Consider the following 18,832-nt stretch of genomic DNA (forward strand, 5'->3'; position numbering starts at 1 on the left):
ATGGGATCAAAAATGGTCGCTGGTAACTGGAAAATGAATCACGATTTCCCCACGGGAATTGATACCGTTACCGAAGTAGTAAAGCAATTGGAAGGAATGGAAACCCCTGATGTGGCAGTGGTGATAGCACCATCGTATTTACACTTGGAAGCCATTCAACAGATGACGGAAGACTTTCCGAGCCTTCATGTATCTGCTCAGGATTGTTCTTCACATGAGTCAGGAGCGTTTACGGGCGAAGTTTCCGCAAATATGATTGCCTCTATTGGGGCGCAGTACGTCATTCTCGGACATAGTGAGCGACGAGCCTACCACGGAGAAGACGGCGAATTGCTGCTCAAGAAACTCGAACAGGCCTTTGCTGCTGGCTTGCGCCCTATTTACTGTGTCGGGGAACAGCTTCAAGAACGGTACGATGGCAAACAAGAAGCCGTGGTACAAAGTCAACTAGAAGAGGTTCTCGGGGATTTGACTGAGGAGCAAATGAATCGAGTGGTTATTGCCTATGAGCCTGTATGGGCCATTGGTACAGGAGAAACAGCCACTGCAGAGCAGGCTCAAGAAATGCACGCTTTTATTCGTCAATGGCTTCGTGGTCGTTTTGGAGATGATATTGCAGAGAGCGTCTCTGTTTTATATGGCGGTAGCTGTAAGCCGAGCAATGCGGAAGAGTTATTCTCTCAGCCTGATGTTGACGGTGGGTTGATCGGAGGAGCTTCACTGAAAGCCGACGACTTTGTCAAACTCGTCGAGATCCGCGATCGAGTATGAATTACATCGAGGTACACTGGTCTTTAGCGGAAGATGCCGTAGAACGGCAGCTCCTTTTGGTTCTTCTTGAAGAAACTCAGGCGGAGAGCGTTGTGGAGGAAGCGGATGGCTTAAAGGCCTATTTCCCTGTGGACGCCTTCTCCGATGATGATTGGAAGTCCATGTACCTCGGGACGTCGCTTCCTTCCTATTCTGTGCGTGAAGTAGAACAACAGAATTGGAATGAAGAGTGGGAGAAGAATTTTGAGCCCATTGAGGTGGAAAATCGTCTTTATTTGCGCGCTTCTTTCCATCCTTCTCGACCCGATGACTTTGACCGCGAGATCATCATCACTCCAAAGATGAGTTTTGGTACAGGACATCACAGCACCACGTATTTAATGTTGACTTGGATGTTGGACGAGCCGGTTCCTCATGCTCCCATGTTGGATATGGGTGCCGGAACGGCTGTCTTGGCGATTTTGGCTGCTCAACAAGGCGCACCCAAAGTCTGGGCGGTAGATTACGATGAATGGGCCTATGAGAATGCGGTTGAAAATTGTACTCTGAATGGAGTATCCGAACAGGTTGAAGTTCGCCATGGAGGTGTCGAAGCCATTCAAGACATTCAGTGTCAAACCCTGTACGCGAATATTAATCGAAACATTCTATTGGACCAGCTGCCCACCTATGCCCGCATATTGAACGATGGCGGAGCGTTATACATGAGTGGCTTCTATACCGAGGACCTTGAAGTACTTAAGAGTGCAGCGGCTGCTTTAGGGCTTCACTTTGAAGGATGGCGCGAGCGTCAAAATTGGGTAGCCGCCAAATGGATTAAAAAATGAAGAAGAGCTTAATTCTGTTGCTGATTCTTTGGGCCAGTTCTGCTTGGGCGCAGCGCCTACGTGAATTCAGTGAGGATGGCCCTCAGTTCTTAGAGCAGTTGGGCACCTATATGCTGGAAGGGCAAAATGGGGAAACAACTGTAGCCACGATGGAGCTCTTCGCGGCTTATTGGAATTCGGGTGTTTATACCCCAGAAGAAGAGACGGCCATTATTGAGACCGCCAATCGGATGCTCAAGAAGCGGGTACGCTCCTATCCTGGCTTCATTGATTATGTGGAGTCTTTGATCGCCGTTGTTGATCTTGGCAATGACCCCGTGACGACGACCTGGTTTCAAGCGACCTCGGATATCGTTTCCGCGCAGAGTGGACGCCGTATTGATCAGTTCATGCTTCGATCGAAGGAATTGCTCCGAGATAGTGTGCTTTTTCGCTCTCAAGCCTTGGAATGGAAGTTTTTGGGCGACTTGCGGGCCTTTGTTCAAAGCGAGCCCGGTGTCATCGAAACAGAGGAAGGCGCCTTGGTTTGCTATGCCAAGGGAGACTCAAGTGTTGTCTTCAACACGGTCATTCGCTTTGACCTTATGGAAGACCGACTCACGGGAGTTGGCGGTGAAGTGTTTTGGACCCGTGCAGGAATCAGCGCGGACAGCCTACTGGCTCAGCTCGACGAATACGAGATACAAACGACCAAAACGAAGTGGTCCGCTGATTCGGTAACCCTGTACAGTCAATTCTATATTGCCGAACCAATGCTGGGCTCCTTTGAGGAGAATATTCTTGCATCGGCCCGTGAGGGCAATTACCGCTTCCCCATCTTCAATAGCTACAATAAGGAGTTTCAGATCCCAGACATTGTGGAAGGCGTATACTACGAAGGTGGATTTAGCGTGGAAGGCGATCGATTCATCGGATATGGAACTGATGACCGAAAAGCGCTCATGCTTTTTGACTTTGAGGATGAAGCTCGGGTGAAGGCTTTGAGCAATCGATTTGTCCTACGGGACGATGAGATTCTAGGAGGGGACTGTCGTCTTACCATTCTGATTGAAGAGGATTCGATGTTTCACCCGAAGATTCAACTCCGATTCTTCAAAGAGGACCGTGTGCTTTCCCTTTTCCGGGAAGATGAGGGGCTAGCGCAACGCCCCTACTCCAACTCCTACCACAAAGTAGAGATGTACTTTGATCGTTTGGAATGGGACATGGACGAGCCCGTGATGAAGCTCTCCAACCTCCAGGCGGGTGAAGTAAATCCCGTGGTATTGGAGTCCGTTAACTTTTATCGAGACGAACGCTTTGATCAGCTCCAGGGAATGGATGATTCCAATGTTCTGTACGTGTTAAAACGCATGTGGGAACGGGCGGATCATCAAGATGAGTTCTGGATTGAGGAAATTGCACAGTACCTTCAAATGGAGGAGTATCAGTGTAAGCTCCTGATGATGGACATGACCATTATGGGTTTTGTCAACTACGATCTAGAGAAAGGTCGTGTGAAGTTTGAGCAGAAGATGTTTGACTACATCAACGCTCGAGGAGGATTTATCGACTACGACATCATTCGCTTTATCTCCATGGCCGAGCAGCAAAATGGGCGTCTCAATCTTTTGAATCAAGATTTGGAATTGTACGGTGTGCGCCCCATTCTATTGAGTGATTCTCAGAAAGTAGTCCTCTTCCCTGCCGGCGGTCAAGTGGTGCTGAAAGAGAATCGCGATTTCAATTTTGCGGGGGTCATTCAAGCGGGAAGATTCGATTTCATGGGGCGAGACTTCTTTTTTGAGTATCAGAATTTCCGGGTCAACATGAATGTGATTGACTCCATGAAGTTCTTGGTTCCCTCTTTTGATGCGGATGAATACGGTCGTCGTGAGCTGGTACCTATTCGGAATAAGCTGCAAAACATGACGGGCGAGCTCTTTATTGACCGACCGAACAACAAGTCGAGCAGAGAGCGCTACCCGGAGTATCCGATCTTCAGATCTGGGAACGATAGCTATGTGTACTGGGATGATCGACGGATCTACAATGGTGTATATGATCGATCAAAAGTCTATTTCCATGTAGAACCCTTTGAAATTGACAGTCTGGATACGTTCGAGACCGAAGGCTTGGCCTTTAACGGGCAGTTCTATTCCGGTGATATCTTCCCGATGTTTGAGGAAGATCTCAAGGTTATGCGGGATTATTCGCTAGGATTCGTCACCACAACACCTGGAGGAGGATATCCGGCTTATGGAGGAAAAGGACGCTATCGGGATACCATCAAGGTGAGCAATGCTGGAATTGAAGGTAAAGGTGAACTGGATTACATCACCAGCACGACCTATACTCGGAATTCTCTATTCTTCTTGGATTCGATGAACGCCGTCGCGGATACCTTCTTGTTGCGTCCTCAATTGTCGGGAACGGAATACCCTCCTGCTCGAGCGCTCGTGGCCTCTGTTCACTGGGAGCCGTATAACGATGTGATGTTCATCAACAATACCAAGGAAAATCCCTTTGATATCTTTGATGTGCACGCGAGCCATCGTGGTTTCTTGGCTTTGCGCCCTAGTGGTCTTGAAGGGGGCGGCCGAACGGACTTTGAGAATGCCCAAACCAACGCTTCACTTTATCGCTTTGATCATCACCGCATTTACAGTGACCGCCTGAATTTCAAAGTGCGTTTGACGGCTGAGAGCCCCTGGGCCTTTGGCCTGGACAACGCACGCGGTGACATTGATTTTGCCCAACGCCGAGGTGAATTCACTCTTCGTGATCCTGCCTTTGCCCTGCACGTGATTGAAAATCAGTATGATGTGTATATGGACCACGCCGTGTGGGATATGGATGCTAAGACTTTTGATTTGAACCAAATGACATCAGGCCGTCCCGCGTATATGGTTTCGACTCGTGAGGCTCAGGACAGCTTGAACTATACGGCAGAAGCCGCTAAGTATTATATGGCCGATACCCTCCTTGAGGGTTATGGGGTTGAAAAAATGGCGGTGGCCGATGCCTGGATTTATCCGGACTCAGGTTTTGTAGCCATACGAGACAATGCCAAAATGGATCGATTGGATAATTCTCGTGTTGAAGTGCTGAGGGATGACCCCTACCATCAATTCTATGAAGCCAATGTTCGTGTTCGAGGACGTCTGGATTATAGAGGTCGTTCGAAAATCGACTATCTAGATCGCTTTTCTGAGGCCTTCCCTATCCCGATCGACACCATGTGGGTCGATACGGCCTATCAGACCAACGCACACGGTGTTGTTCCGGCGGATCAGGAATTCTACCTCTCTCCTTTCTTCAGCTTTGAGGGCGAGGTCTTTATCTTGGGGAATGACCCGAACTACATCTTTGACGGATATACGGAAATCCAACATGCCTGTGAGGCTATTCTAACCGACAAAATTCCTTTCCGGTCCACCATTGATCCAGAGCGGATTGCGGTTGATCTGAGCCGATTGGAGGCAGATCGTGCACGGAACCAGTTATTCTCGGGACTCTTCTATAATGCAGATCCCGTGGATATGACCAGTAATTTTCTCTCCAAGAAGGCAAATGCCTATTCTGAGCCCAATTTCTCAAGTACCGGTTGGCTGATTTATGATGAGGGTAGCAATGAATATCGCATTGCGAGTGAGGAGAAACTGGAAGATTCGGACCACCCGTCCCAACTCATGGCCTTCAACAACAAAACGTGTGAAGTTCGCGGAACAGGAACCTTTGATCTCGATAATGACCTGAGCGGTGTTGCCCTCAACACCTGGGGTGCGTATTCTCATGACCTTACTCGCGATACCATTGAAATGGACCTGTTTATGGGTATTGGATTCTTCTTTACTGAGGAAGCCCTCGAACTCATGGCCGCGAACATCAACAATGACAATATTCTCAAAGGGATTGATCTAGATCGCGACGTCTATCGTGAGGCATTGATTGCCCTACTGGGTAAAGAAGCGGCCTTAGTCTACATGGAGGAGATTCGCACCTATGGTTCCGTAGAGAAGCTGCCAAAAGAGCTCAGAACGATGACGCTCGTGCTCACGGACGTGGAATGGGCTTGGAACGATTACACCAGCAGCTACCTTACCATAGGTGACATTGGTATCGGGAGCATTGGGCCCATTCAGGTCAATAAAAAGGTTCGAGGAAAGATTGAACTGGTGAGGAAACGGCGCCAAGACGAGTTCTACATGTACTTTGAGTTGGATCGACGCAATTGGTACTATTTCTCCCTTCGCAGGAACATAATGCAGTGCTTGTCTTCTGATGAAGCCTTTAATGATGTGATTAAGGACTTAAGCCTGAACAAGCGACAAGCGAAGCTGGACGATGGAACGTATTTCCAATACACTATCTCAACTCGACGTCGTGTAGATCAGTGGCTTTCTCGATTCGAAGAATTCTATTAGAGCTTTTCGTACTTTTGCACTGTAAATCAAGACAATGATAGAAGAAGTACTGGAAATAGTTGAGCAAAAAGAGAAGCTGGTTCGCAATCGAGAGCTTGTCTTGCACAATGATGAAGTGAACACCTTTGATCACGTCATCGATTGCTTGATCCGAATTTGTGGTCATGATTTGCTCCAAGCAGAGCAATGTACCATGATTGTCCACTACAATGGAAAGTGCACAGTTAAGACGGCTGAATTTGACAAGCTCAAGCCTATGTGGTCTGCACTTGTAGAAGAAGGTTTGAACGCAGAGATTCAATAGTAAGAACAAGACTTTTTAAATAGGAAAAGCCGCTGTATCCATTGATAACAGCGGCTTTTCTTTTCCGTGACCCCGCAGGGATTCGAACCCCGAACCTCCTGATCCGTAGTCAGGTGCTCTATCCAGTTAAGCTACGGAGCCATTGGGACGGCAAAGATAAAACAATCCACCAAAAAACAAGACCTAAGAAAGAAAAGATGGATTGTGAATAACTAATAGCCTCTATTCCAAGTAAATAATTGGAATTACAAAATCAATCTCCTATTTTTGTGAGGATTATAAAGCAAAAAAGGCCTCACCTTTTTGGGTGAAACCAATTTGCAGGTTTAATCAAGATTTCTAAATCCTACGCTCTGTGTAGAATTAGGAGGTCATGAACACAATGAGTGAGCGTTTAACCTACGCAACGCTCAAAGGTGTGTAGCATAATTAGGAAAAAGCTACGGTCATGAAACATTGTTTACGGCAGTTTCGTGGCCGTGGTTTTTTATATACCCCTGTGACTTATTAGAATACGAAGCCTTCCATTTCTTTAGGATTGAGAGGGTTACTCTTAATTACTGCTCGTCTGGTAAAACGAATCCGAGATAGGCAAGAATAATTTGGATAAGAGATGTCATGATATTTGTTTTTGCGATTAAACCTGAGACAAATATCGAACAAGGTACAGTTACCCAACAGGAGAAAATATTCCAATTTGGACAACGCTAGTCAAGTAGCGCTCCTTCAAAGAACTATTACGGACTTTTTCAGTACGTTTACGAACAGCCTTAAAAAACGAATCCTTCCATCTTCATTTTCTTACACTACAAACATCGTTAGTCCAAAGTACTAGGGAAACGATACTTTTTCATATTTTGGACAACGATGGACAATCTTGAAAGGTGGAATCGCCTTAACCGATTCAACGCTAAACTCTCTGATGCTGAAAAAGAAGTTGTAAGGCTTTATATGTCAGTGTTTTACGACAAGTATTCAAATGGTCCTTCCGTATACTCTCGACTATTTGAAGCTCTAGAGAGTAATATTGAATTCGCGAATTTACAATCAGAATTTTCAGACGATGCACTCAGAAAGAACCTAGATCGATTGGAGGAAAAGGTTCTTGAAGGTATGAGCCTTGATGTCAATACTTCTAGACGAACCAGTTTTGATCAGGTAGATAGAGATTTCCTGCGCGTACTTACTTTGCTCAAGCATTATAAGGTTTTGGCGCTTTCAGGAAATGCGGTTGATACTATCCCTATACTTAGAAGACTCCTCAAGATTGCGAAGAGAATTGAGCAGTTTGATTTTGCCTTATTTGCATTATATCAGCTTGCAGATATATCCATTATGCGCGGTATGACACTTAAGTCCTTGGATGTTTTTCATCAAATAGAAAAATATGAGCGATTCAGAAGTTTATATGGAAAGGCCTTAACAACAAAACATCGCCTGTTCAAGATCTATACCATTGATAGCCCAAGTAAAAAACAAAAAGACTGGCTAGATTCATTGAATCAGGATCTAGATGCTGTTACCACTGATGATGCCCCACCCTCAGCACTTAGAAACGCTTACTATGGGAAGCTTCTTTACTATGATAAGCTTAAAGACTACAAAAGCTGTCTTGAGATATGTGAATCTCTCGAAGTCTTGGTTAATGACAATTACGCTATTAGAAAAGAACGTGAGGTCACTACTATTCGAATTAATCGAGCACTATTTGGCATCTTGGGTTATCAGTTCCAAGAATCACTCGAATTGATTGAGGATATTCTAAAGGCAGATCGATTAACTGACATCAATAAGTCCTTTCTATTTGCGCAGAGGTCCAGAATTCAGTTAATCCTTGGCGAATATGAGAACTGCCTGGAAGAATTACTTGGTTATATTCATTCGGATTGGTTCTCTAATACTTATGCGCCTCAAGTTCATTTTACCGCTGCAATGTGCCATTTCAAACTTGAACAATATCAAGATGCAATGAGGGTAATATCCGATCAGCCGGAGTTAAGAAAAGATAAATCCGGTTGGAACTTTTATTCTAGGGTTCTTCTAGTTCTCGGTTATTACCTATCTGGAAATGAGGATAGCGCAATCAACGAGTTGGAGAACTTCACGAGATACCTTCACGGTAAGGACTTAAATGAAAGGCAAAAGTTCCAGCGAAAAGTCTTGTCGCACTTGATTGAGGGTAAAGAGAAGGGAGATCTAGAATTCAATGGGAAATTGGATTGGGATCCAACTTCTTCGGAGATTATTGATTTCAATGAATACATAGTTGGCCACCTGTAGGTCGTTTTATCGATAGTAGAGGACATGAGTTGATTTTGGACTAAATAAGTCAAAAATCGAATTCTAATTATAGGATATTTTCTATTCATTTCATTCAAGGTGACACTTCAACTTTCAGTGCAGAACAATTCCTGTTTATACGACTCATTCAAAATCTCTTGCCATATGATCTTCCCAATTGAAATAAAGGAGATAATCGAGTGCAGTACTCCAAGAGAGCTCGGATACATAGAACATTTTCTACATTCCTTTAATTCGAAAATTGGCTCCACGAATAAATACATTGAGGATCTCTCTTGGATAGAGGATTCGAGTATTCAAGAAATTGAGTCCATTGGAGGAACAAGAAGAAAAAGCTTTGAAAGGCTCTTTCTAAAATGCTACGAAGTACTAGCGTTTGGTTTTAATGTAACCAACCCCGATTCATTCAGGCGATATGAAAAAGGAAAAATATTGATATATAAGTACTTACTGTTTTCTCAAGTTGCTTTGGCAAAAGAGAAACGAAGTCATTACCAGTACTTCCAAAAAAGGGCGTTGAGATTAGCAGTTAAATGGGGGCAATTTGATTTAGTATCAAATATTTTACGCCAGTTACATAAAGACTCGAAGTACCACGGTGAAGTAAAAAAGGCCCACTACTATAAAAGAAGGCTAGATCAGAACTCTGAACTAGAGAGAGGATACGGCACCATTGTCGAGCTCCTTAGTCGAGCAAACCTTCCTGACTTTTCTGGAATTAAGAAAGAGTCTGAGAAAGTTGAAATACTTCGTATGTACAACAGTCCAGTAGGACATGTAAGACTCAGAAGGGTCGTACTGTATGGCGTTATCATGTTGTACTCGAAAGAAATTCACAAGAGTCTCGATCATTTGAAATATTCAAGTGAGGCAATTATTGAGTTGATCAATATCATTAAATCAAACCCTGAATACTTCAATGAACGAGAGCTACCAATGGCCCTGAACAACAATCATATATTGAGTGCTTACAAGGGGGCTCTAGACCAGTCTTTCACAGGCTTCCAAGAGGACATTTCAAAACTACTGAAGTACAGGGCCGTGTATAGGCTTTATAGAATGAATGTCATGGTCGTGTCATTTTACCATGGAGAGTCTCCAATATTTTTGAATGATGAAGACTGTAATTACAAGAGTGAAGAGAAGCTTATTTTGGCCGCATCTACTTTGGTAGTCGGTGAAACGAGTTTATCAGAATTAAACAGAATTCAAATAGAAAGGAATGAAGAGGAAATCGATTTTTTCGTTAGAGTATACCAAATCCTCTGCTTTATAGGAAAGGATGACCTTGATCAGGCTGATCGTCTAATTTTCTCACTAAGGAAGTCCCTCTTGCTTACTAAGCCATTCTATGAAGAGTTTCATTCTATTATTCTTCAACTACTTTGGGAATGGTCAAATAAAGGCTTTCTAGGAGAAATAGATGACCTCTCCCCTGATCTATTTCAAGCCTTAAAGGAGCATTATGAAACAACTTGGAATCCCTTCTCCCCTGACCTCATTCCTCTTCATTTATGGCGCAAAAAAGAAGGCATCCCGAATTACAGGGATGCCTATGCTCATTTGTTCGCTTGCAAACGGGAACGAGCCCGTAAGCAAGGAATTCTCTTTAATTAGAGCTTAACCCAGCGATGTACTTCTCCATTTTCAGAACGGATGAAGTATACACCAGCTTCATATTCACTTACATTCAATTTTACGTGCGTTTCAGTGGCCTCCATTGAAATGCTCTGGATGAGTCGGCCCTGAACATCAACAATGCTCAAAATGGCTGAATTGCCATCAACAGAACGCTCAACGTTTAATTGATCTGCTGCGGGATTAGGATAGACAGACCACATGCTGAATTCATTCTCGCCAATACCTATGGAAGAAGCAGCGCTATCCACTACTTCAAATTGGTCGATACCTGCTTCTACCAAGTGACCTCCGTTACCGGCCAAGTCCGCCACATATGCACGGAACTGCACGCTGCTTAGGTTGTTGGTATAGTCTAAGATGCGGTAGCTCGATTGGATCCATTGAGCTTGTGGGGAAGACTGATCAATTCGATCAATTTCATAAGTAGCCGAACCATCTGTCAAGTACAGAATCAACGTGTCGTTTGGATTACCTGATCCACCTTCATTAGCAAACCAATGGAATACGCTTAACCAAGGATCGGTATATGCATTCAAGTTCATAGAAGGTGAACGAAGTGTTGTGAATCCATCATCTACATCATCACCTCCTGCTCCACCGCTGGCGTCGTTACCCGTAACATATGCTTGGTCAAGGCAATCACCTTGAACATCCTGATCCGGTGCAAAGGGTCCGCCGTTAAATACAGTTCCAGCAGGCTCACCTCGCTCCCAGCGTCCAGTAGAGGCTGTGCTCAGTTCGGTCCAGCCGAAGTCCATAGAGAAATCATCGTAATAGCCTGTTTCCAAATCAATGGTGATTGCAGAAGTATTGGCGTCAACGACCACTTGAGAGCAATCGGTTTGATATCCCCAAGCTCCTGCGGTCACCTGATAAGTTCCGTAGAACACTGGAGAGAAAGTCACCTGACCATTTGCGTCAGTCGTAGAAGAATAGGTGTTGAAACCGTCCGTCATAACTACAGTGATCCCAGACAATGAAGTGCCGTTCGAATCAACGACAGAACCGTCTATACTTGTGCTGCCAAGAGGATTCAAAGCAACATCTTGTGTTACTAAAGTTCCGTTGGTCAAAGTTGTAGAAAGGGTATCTGCCGTATATCCAGGTGCAGAATATACCACGTCAAAAGTTCCAGGTGTCGCTGATCCAGTCGCGTAGAATCCACTGAGATCCGTTGCTTTTGAAATATTCGTGGTCAGCAGTTGGATAGTAGCTGTGGCAATAGGCGCTGAAGTTGTAGCATCCGTCACTGTACCTTCAAGGTAGCAAGCCTGAGTTGGGGTATACCCGATGATAAAAAGGCCTTGCTCCATATCAGATACGTAGATGTTTCCGCTTGGCGCAAAAGGATATGCGCCCCATGCTCCGTTAAATCCGCTTCCTGAAAGTGGCGAAGTATCGTATTGACCGGTACGGATCACGTTATAAGGATAAGTGACATCGTGCACTAGAATACCACTGCGGTACCAGCTGGTATAGATGTACTGACCTTTAACGTGGGTGTTGTGCGGAATAACCTGATTGTCATTCTCGGGTTGCACACGATCAACTTCGGTAATGTTGCTCAAGTTGGTCACGTCGTAAGAACCTACATAAGCACCAGAAACCTCGTCTGTTGTGAATACATGCGTACCATCTTGGCTGATCCAGGCATTGTGGGTAAATACATCAGGCGTTGAGGCTGAACCCATATTGGGTCCAATTGAGGAGTGGTTGCTCACGTCAATAGCTACGAGCTCTCCTTGATAAATAGCTCCTCCCCATAAGGTATCGCCACGAGCCATACCATCGTGCAAGTAATACTCATCGTAAATACCGACTACAGGTGGCGCCGTATCGTTCACGGTTGGATCCAAGAGCAATGCTCCACCCACACCGATGTTTGCTCCAAAGAGGTAAATAATCCCATTCTCATCAATGTAGATGTTGTGGGCACGCGTGTAGTTCTCGTTATTATACGTAAAGAAGTAGTTCCAATAATCCGGATTGGGATTCGTAGCGATATCGCTCAAATCCACGATCAACAGACCGTCACTTGGATTACCTGGAGAACAGTTCGGCGAGTCATGTGTCACATACGCTTTGTCACCCCAAACTTTGACATCACGCCATGTACTACACACACCCCCGATGTAGGCCTTTTCAACCGGAGTTGCAGGCACGGTAACATCGACGATACTGAATCCATTTTGAGTACCGACAAGGGCGTACTCATTCCCATTTCCATCCGCGTATCCCCATATATCATTGAGAATTTCGGTGTACGTTAACTGACCTAGTGAGGTCATGTTTAAGTTCTGTCCCTGTGCAAGTGTCGCCACGCTCAGGAAACAAACAAATAGCAATCGCTTCATATTGAGTAGATAAAAGAGTCTCAAAGATAACAAACTGACCTTAATCCCATTCAAGGGTTATTTGCCCGTCGTCATCCGCAGACATGTCTTCATTATTAGTAGACGTAACATCTTCCTTAGACGTTAGGTTCTGGCCCTCTCGGGCCGATGATTCAGGCGCTTCTTCTTCCACCACCTCTGGTTTAGGAGGATCCTTTTCGATCGGTTCTAATAAGCTAATACTGCGCACTTTCAACTTCGTCAGTTGATTACCAAGCGCCTTCAGTCCTTTAACGGAAATGAACTCACTTAAATTGACCGTTTCATTCGGTTTGCGCTCCTTATTGGGCAGCTTGGTGTATTCGATTTCAATTTGTGGGATGTAATCAGTGGTCACCAATTCCAACAACGTGCCTTCAGTCTCTGGTAAAAACTCCACTTTCTTGGTCTTGTCGACCAACTCGGGAATAAAGCGCTTAACGTAATACAGGCTCTTTTCTCCTTCGAAGTAGACGACGCTCAGAGGTTTCTCCGGATAGTGTTTTTCCAACAAGACCATGTCATCCTCAAAATGAGTGGTCAATTCAAAGCCGAGCAAGCGATACGTACCGTTCTGGCTGACTTCTAGAATACGGTCATCTCCGCTAAACTCACCCAAGAGCTCTCCCCTGCCTTCCGTATTCAACTTGCGAACGGTATCGTCAAACCAAATCTTTTGCGGTTTTAAGGTGCTCACTCCTTCTTCACGCAGCTCTATACGCTTGATCGGATTCTTGGAAACCAAGTTCCCCTTCACCCCTCTTCCCTTAATCAAGAGATCAGCGAAATTCAGCTCAAAGTTGGTTTTCTTCAGGCGCTTAAGCTGGCGCAAATAGACCATCACCATCTCAGCCTCTCCGTTCGGATTAGCCGTAAAGTACTCTATATAAGAGCCCTTGGTTCCTGCTGTTAAATCGTACTCCCGATCACGAGTGATACTGGTCACGCTGAAACGCTTGACGTAATAGGCTCCTTTGGGCCCATCTCGATAGATCATATTGTACACCGTCCGGGCGTCTTTCTTCTTCCAGACGGCCACGTGCAAGATGTCTTTTCCAACAAAGGTCTTCTTGTCTACGCGAGTCACCATCATCTTTCCGTCCTTCCGGAAGACGATAATGTCATCAATGTCTGAGCATTCGGTCACAAACTCATCCCGTCGCAAAGAGGTTCCAATAAACCCTTCTTCACGGTTCACATACAAGCGCTCGTTGGCAATAGCCACCTTGGTCGCAACGATATCGGCGAATACACGGATCTCTGTTTTCCGCTCCTTACCCTCCTTGTACTTCGCCTTGATGTTCTTGAAATAATCAATGGCAAAATCAACCAGGTTATCCAAATTGTGCTTGACTTGTTCAATCTTGCCTTCAAGGGCCTCAATTTGTTGTTGGGCTTTATCCAAGTCGAATTTTGAAATACGCTTGATTCGAATCTCGGTCAAACGAACAATGTCTTCCTCGGTTACCGCACGCTTCAAGTGCTTGGTGTGTGGCTTGAGTCCTTTATCAATGGCCTTGATGACCCCTTCCCAGGTTTCCTCTTCCTCAATATCCCGGTAGATTCGATTCTCAATAAAGATGCGCTCCAAATTGGCAAAGTGCCATTGCTCCTCGAGTTCGTCGAGCTCTACCTCCAATTCACGCTTGAGAATATCGAGGGTGTGTTCTGTACTCAAGCGAATCAAATCGCTTACGCCAGCAAAGAAGGGACGATCGTTTTCAATGACGCAGCACAGAGGGCTAATGGATACCTCACAATCCGTAAAGGCATATAGGGCATCTATAGTCTTGTCCGGAGATAAATTGGACGGTATATGAATAAGGATTTCTACGTGCTCTGCAGTATTGTCCTCAATGCGCTTGATTTTAATCTTACCTCGATCATTCGCCTTAAGAACAGAGTCGATCAATGAAGTCGTGGTGGTCCCAAAGGGAATCTCACTAATCTTCAGCAGGTTCTTGTCTTCTACGCTGATTCGCGCCCGGACCTTGATTCGTGATCCGCGCTTTCCATCGTCATACTGACTGAAATCGGCGATTCCGCCTGTCGGGAAATCCGGTAAGAGTTTTGGTTTCTTTCCGCGGAGCACATCCACACTGGCATCGATTAACTCGATGAAGTTGTGGGGCATAATTTTCGTCGACAATCCAACGGCTATACCCTCTACCCCCTGGGCTAATAGCAACGGGAACTTTACCGGCAGAAAGACGGGTTCCTTTCCTCGACCGTCGTAGGACGCTTGCCAAGTGGTCACCTTCGGTGAAAAGACTACATCCAGAGCAAACTTGGACAATCGCGCCTCAATGTATCGGGGAGCTGCAGCCCGATCACCAGTATAAATGTTACCCCAGTTTCCTTGGCAGTCAATCAAGAGGTCTTTCTGACCCAATTGGACCAAGGCATCAGCAATAGAAGCATCTCCATGTGGATGATACTTCATCGTGTGTCCGATCAGGTTCGCCACCTTGTGGTAGCGTCCATCTTCCATTTCCCGCATACTGTGCAACAAACGTCGCTGCACGGGTTTTAGCCCATCTTCAAGCGCAGGAACAGCCCGTTCCAAGATTACATAAGATGCGTAATCCAGAAACCAGTCCTTATACATGCCCGAAACCTTCGTGCTGGTCGCGGCGCCTTCTCCTCCTACTTCTTCGGGTTCAAGCTCTTCTGCCATCAATCTTTTTCTTTCCCGGCTCTATTTTGTCTCTTGATCTTGTCCAAGGACTTCTTCAAGTGCCGCTGCTTACTGCGTGACAAAAACGTGATGTTAAAGTGACGTACGGTAACGCCCTTCTTACTTTTTATCCTAATGGTGACGGTCCGACGAACAATTCCTCTGATCTTGTAATCAATGAGTTTTCGCTTGGGAAACTCAGCGGTCTTCGTTAGGCTAGGGAAAATCTTCTCGCCTAGGAAATATCGAGACTTGAATATCAACACTTCACCGTCACTGTCGTACTCGAAATAGGGTTTTCCCAGCAAAAACAAAAGAACCACAACACCCAAACTCCCAATGCTCAGCAAGTGGCTTTGGAAGTACTCGGTAATGGTACCGTCTACACCACTCACGAGCAAGTCAATGAGTATGCCCAAGGCCAAAATGGCGTAGAGCAGGACAAAGCGTTCCTTCAACTGTTCGTTGGTCAGTCTCATGAGGCCTCTTCTTCAACCAGGTCTTTTTCGACCCGTAGATTTTCAATAATAAATTCCTGACGCTGCGGTGTATTCTTACCCATGTAGAATTTGAGGAGGTCGTCAATGGTCGAATCCTTGCCGATCAAGACCGGGTCAAGGCGAATATCCTTTCCGATGAAGTGCTTGAACTCATCAGGAGAAATCTCACCAAGCCCCTTAAATCGGGTGATTTCAATCTTACCCTTTAATTCATTCATCGCAGATTGCTTCTCCCCTTCATCATAGCAGTAGATGGTCTTCTGCTTGTTCCGAACGCGGAATAACGGTGTCTGAAGGATATAAAGATGTCCTTCACGAATCAACTCAGGGAAGAACTGCAAGAAGAAGGTGATCAGTAGAAGGCGTATGTGCATTCCATCTACATCGGCATCCGTCGCGATCACCACATTGTTGTAGCGCAAACCTTCAAGGCCGTCCTCGATATTGAGTGCCGCCTGAAGAAGGTTGAATTCTTCATTTTCGTAGACCACTTTTTTGGTGAGTCCGTAGCTGTTGAGTGGTTTCCCTTTGAGACTGAAGACCGCCTGTGTCCGGACACTTCGCGCCTTTGTAATGGACCCAGAAGCAGAATCTCCCTCCGTAATGAACAGGGTTGTTTCTAAACGATCATCGTTTTTCTGGTTGTCGTAATGGGATCGACAATCTCGCAGCTTTTTGTTGTGCAGATTTGATTTCTTCTGACGCTCACGAGCCAACTTCTTAATTCCTTGAAGTTCCTTTCGCTCCCGCTCTGCTTGAAGAATTTGCTTCAACCAAATTTCAGCAACCTCTCCATTCTTGTGCAGATAGTTGTCGAGTTCGGTTTTAATAAAGTCATTGATAAAGGTCCTTACGGTAGGCCCATCGGGTCCCATGTCAGCAGATCCTAACTTGGTCTTGGTCTGACTTTCAAATACAGGCTCAATGACCTTGATGCTCACCGCAGCAACGATTCCCTGACGGATATCCGCCGCTTCAAATCCTTTGTTGAAAAATTCACGAGCCGTTTTCACAATGGCTTCACGGAAGGCCCCTTGATGCGTACCTCCTTGAGTGGTGTGTTGACCATTGACAAAACTGTAGTACTGCTCACCATACTGCTTACCACTCACGGTCATGGCCACTTCAATGTCCTCGCCGCGCAAGTGAATGACAGGGAACAAGACTTCCCCGTCAAGGTTGTTTTCCAAGAGATCCTTCAGGCCATTCTCGGAATACATCTTCTCGCCGTTGTAGAGAATGGTTAGCCCTGGATTCAAATAGACGTAATTCCAGAGCATCTTCTCAACGTACTCTGTGCGGTAGGCGTAGTTTCCAAAGATCTCTGGATCTGGCACAAAGAACACCTTGGTTCCCTTGCGCAAAGAAGATTCTCCGATTGGATCATCTACCGTTAGGGCACCGCGTTCAAACTCTGCAATCTTGGTTTGGTTGTCCCGAACACTTTGGATGCGGAACTGCTCAGAAAGGGCATTAACCGCTTTGGTTCCTACCCCATTCAGTCCAACGGACTTCTTAAAAACCTTGGAATCGTACTTGGCTCCGGTATTGATCTTAGATACCACGTCAACGACCTTTCCCAATGGAACACCGCGACCGTAGTCCCGAATAGTTACCGTATTGTTCTTGATGGAAACCTCAATGGTTTTCCCATTGCCCATGACAAACTCATCGATCGAGTTGTCCAAGACTTCCTTCAGGAGAATATAGATACCGTCGTCGTGCGCAGATCCATCTCCTAACTTCCCAATGTACATCCCTGGACGCAGCCGGATATGCTCCTTCCAGTCGAGTGACCGGATGCTGTCCTCATTATACTGATTCTCCGCCATACGGAGTAAAAATAGAGAATTGGGAGCGCCTCAGCGGCGCGATGCAACCTGAGTTTTTAACAGGTTTTTCAAAACTCTTAGACGTTGAAGCGGAAGTGCATGACATCACCGTCTTGAACGACGTATTCCTTCCCTTCAATATGGATTTTTCCTGCCTCACGGCACGATGCCTCGCTTCCGTACTGCACATAATCCTCGTAGTGAATCACTTCGGCCCGGATAAATCCCTTCTCAAAGTCCGTGTGGATAACCCCAGCAGATTGAGGAGCCGTTGCTCCGACAGGAATGGTCCAAGCGCGAACTTCCTTTTCTCCCGCTGTGAAATAGGTTTGGAGATGAAGCAAACGGTAAGCCGCACGAATCAGCTTATTCACGCCTGGCTCATCCAAGCCCAAATCATCCAAGAACATCTCGCGTTCTTCGAAGGTCTCTAATTCCGAGATGTCGGCTTCCGTTCCAGCGGCAATCACCAATACTTCGGCATTTTCTCCAGCTACCGCCTCACGAACCTTATCCACAAAGGCGTTGCCTTCTCGAATGGAATTTTCGTCGACATTGCAGACATACATAATCGGCTTATCGGTCAACAAGAACATGTCATCGACGAATTCTTCTCTTTCGCTTTCGGTCAATTCCACGGCACGAGCACTGACGCCGCTCAGCAAGGAAGACTTTACCTTCTCCAAGACCCCCATCCCCTTGACGGCATTCTTGTCGCCGATCTTGACCAGCTTTTGGAGCTTGTCCATCTTCTTTTCGACGGTCTCCAAATCTTTCAACTGAAGCTCAATGTCAATGGTTTCTTTGTCGCGCACCGGATCAATGCTTCCGTCAACGTGTACAATGTTATCGTTGTCAAAGCATCGAAGAACATGAAGGATGGCATTGGTCTCGCGGATATTACCCAAGAATTGGTTTCCGAGTCCTTCCCCTTTTGAAGCTCCTTTAACGAGACCTGCGATGTCCACAATTTCTACGGTGGCCGGAACTACACGCTCTGGGTTTACTAGGCTCTCGAGTTTGGCGATGCGGTCATCGGGAACGTTGATAACACCGACGTTTGGTTCAATGGTACAGAAGGGATAGTTGGCCGATTGAGCCTTGGCATTGCTCAAACAATTAAAGAGTGTTGACTTCCCCACATTCGGTAACCCGACAATTCCACATTTCATGCTCTCGTGATTTAGGCCGCAAAAATAGG

The 18,832-nt window shown here is 45.7% G+C and carries 11 protein-coding genes and 1 tRNA gene; 6 read left to right on the forward strand and 6 right to left on the reverse strand.

Annotated features, from left to right (window positions below):
• The 4 genes from HZ996_09665 to HZ996_09680 are packed head-to-tail and all read left to right on the forward strand — an operon-like array spanning nt 1 to nt 6,308.
• Nucleotides 1-771: a triose-phosphate isomerase gene (locus HZ996_09665; protein ID QTN39395.1), complete on the forward strand. Its 771-nt coding sequence runs from the start codon at nt 1-3 to the stop codon at nt 769-771.
• Nucleotides 768-1,598: a 50S ribosomal protein L11 methyltransferase gene (prmA, locus tag HZ996_09670; protein QTN39396.1), complete on the forward strand. Its 831-nt coding sequence runs from the start codon at nt 768-770 to the stop codon at nt 1,596-1,598. Before HZ996_09665 ends, prmA begins: the two co-directional genes overlap by 4 nt.
• Nucleotides 1,595-6,004, forward strand: a complete 4,410-nt coding sequence (locus HZ996_09675) for a hypothetical protein (protein ID QTN39397.1) — start codon at nt 1,595-1,597, stop codon at nt 6,002-6,004. The genes prmA and HZ996_09675 overlap by 4 nt, the downstream gene beginning before the upstream one ends.
• A gap of 34 nt (nt 6,005-6,038) precedes the next feature.
• Nucleotides 6,039-6,308, forward strand: coding sequence for an ATP-dependent Clp protease adaptor ClpS (locus HZ996_09680; protein QTN39398.1), 270 nt, complete (start codon nt 6,039-6,041; stop codon nt 6,306-6,308).
• 67 nt (nt 6,309-6,375) lie between these two features.
• Here the strand turns inward: HZ996_09680 and HZ996_09685 are convergent.
• Nucleotides 6,376-6,449: transfer RNA gene (locus HZ996_09685), tRNA-Arg, on the reverse strand.
• Nucleotides 6,450-7,175: 726 nt separating this feature from the next.
• Between HZ996_09685 and HZ996_09690 the strand changes: the two genes are divergently transcribed.
• Together HZ996_09690 and HZ996_09695 are read left to right on the forward strand one after the other, a co-directional pair.
• Nucleotides 7,176-8,588 carry a hypothetical protein gene (locus HZ996_09690; protein ID QTN39399.1) on the forward strand — a complete coding sequence of 471 codons (1,413 nt, stop codon included), beginning with the start codon at nt 7,176-7,178 and terminating at the stop codon, nt 8,586-8,588.
• A 165-nt stretch (nt 8,589-8,753) separates the two neighbouring features.
• Nucleotides 8,754-10,226 (forward strand): hypothetical protein, encoded by a 1,473-nt coding sequence (locus tag HZ996_09695; GenBank protein ID QTN39400.1) that lies wholly within the window; start codon nt 8,754-8,756, stop codon nt 10,224-10,226.
• On the opposite strand, the gene HZ996_09700 is transcribed toward HZ996_09695, so the two are convergent.
• The 5 genes from HZ996_09700 to ychF form a co-directional block, all read right to left on the reverse strand.
• Entirely contained in the window at nt 10,223-12,604 is a 2,382-nt protein-coding gene (locus tag HZ996_09700; protein ID QTN39401.1) for a choice-of-anchor B family protein, read from the reverse strand. The two genes, HZ996_09695 and HZ996_09700, sit on opposite strands and share 4 nt — an antisense overlap.
• A gap of 40 nt (nt 12,605-12,644) precedes the next feature.
• Entirely contained in the window at nt 12,645-15,299 is a 2,655-nt protein-coding gene (locus tag HZ996_09705) for a DNA gyrase/topoisomerase IV subunit A (GenBank protein ID QTN39402.1), read from the reverse strand.
• Nucleotides 15,299-15,778: a hypothetical protein gene (locus HZ996_09710; GenBank protein ID QTN39403.1), complete on the reverse strand. Its 480-nt coding sequence runs from the start codon at nt 15,776-15,778 to the stop codon at nt 15,299-15,301. Before HZ996_09710 ends, HZ996_09705 begins: the two co-directional genes overlap by 1 nt.
• The gene (locus HZ996_09715) at nt 15,775-17,631 is read right to left on the reverse strand and encodes a type IIA DNA topoisomerase subunit B (GenBank protein QTN39404.1); all 1,857 of its coding nucleotides are present in this window, start codon (nt 17,629-17,631) and stop codon (nt 15,775-15,777) included. The genes HZ996_09710 and HZ996_09715 overlap by 4 nt, the downstream gene beginning before the upstream one ends.
• Nucleotides 17,632-17,708: 77 nt before the next feature.
• The gene (gene ychF / locus HZ996_09720) at nt 17,709-18,803 is read right to left on the reverse strand and encodes a redox-regulated ATPase YchF (protein ID QTN39405.1); all 1,095 of its coding nucleotides are present in this window, start codon (nt 18,801-18,803) and stop codon (nt 17,709-17,711) included.
• Nucleotides 18,804-18,832: the final 29 nt, after the last annotated feature.

Source organism: Cryomorphaceae bacterium (assembly GCA_017798125.1).
Taxonomy (GTDB): domain Bacteria; phylum Bacteroidota; class Bacteroidia; order Flavobacteriales; family ECT2AJA-044; genus ECT2AJA-044.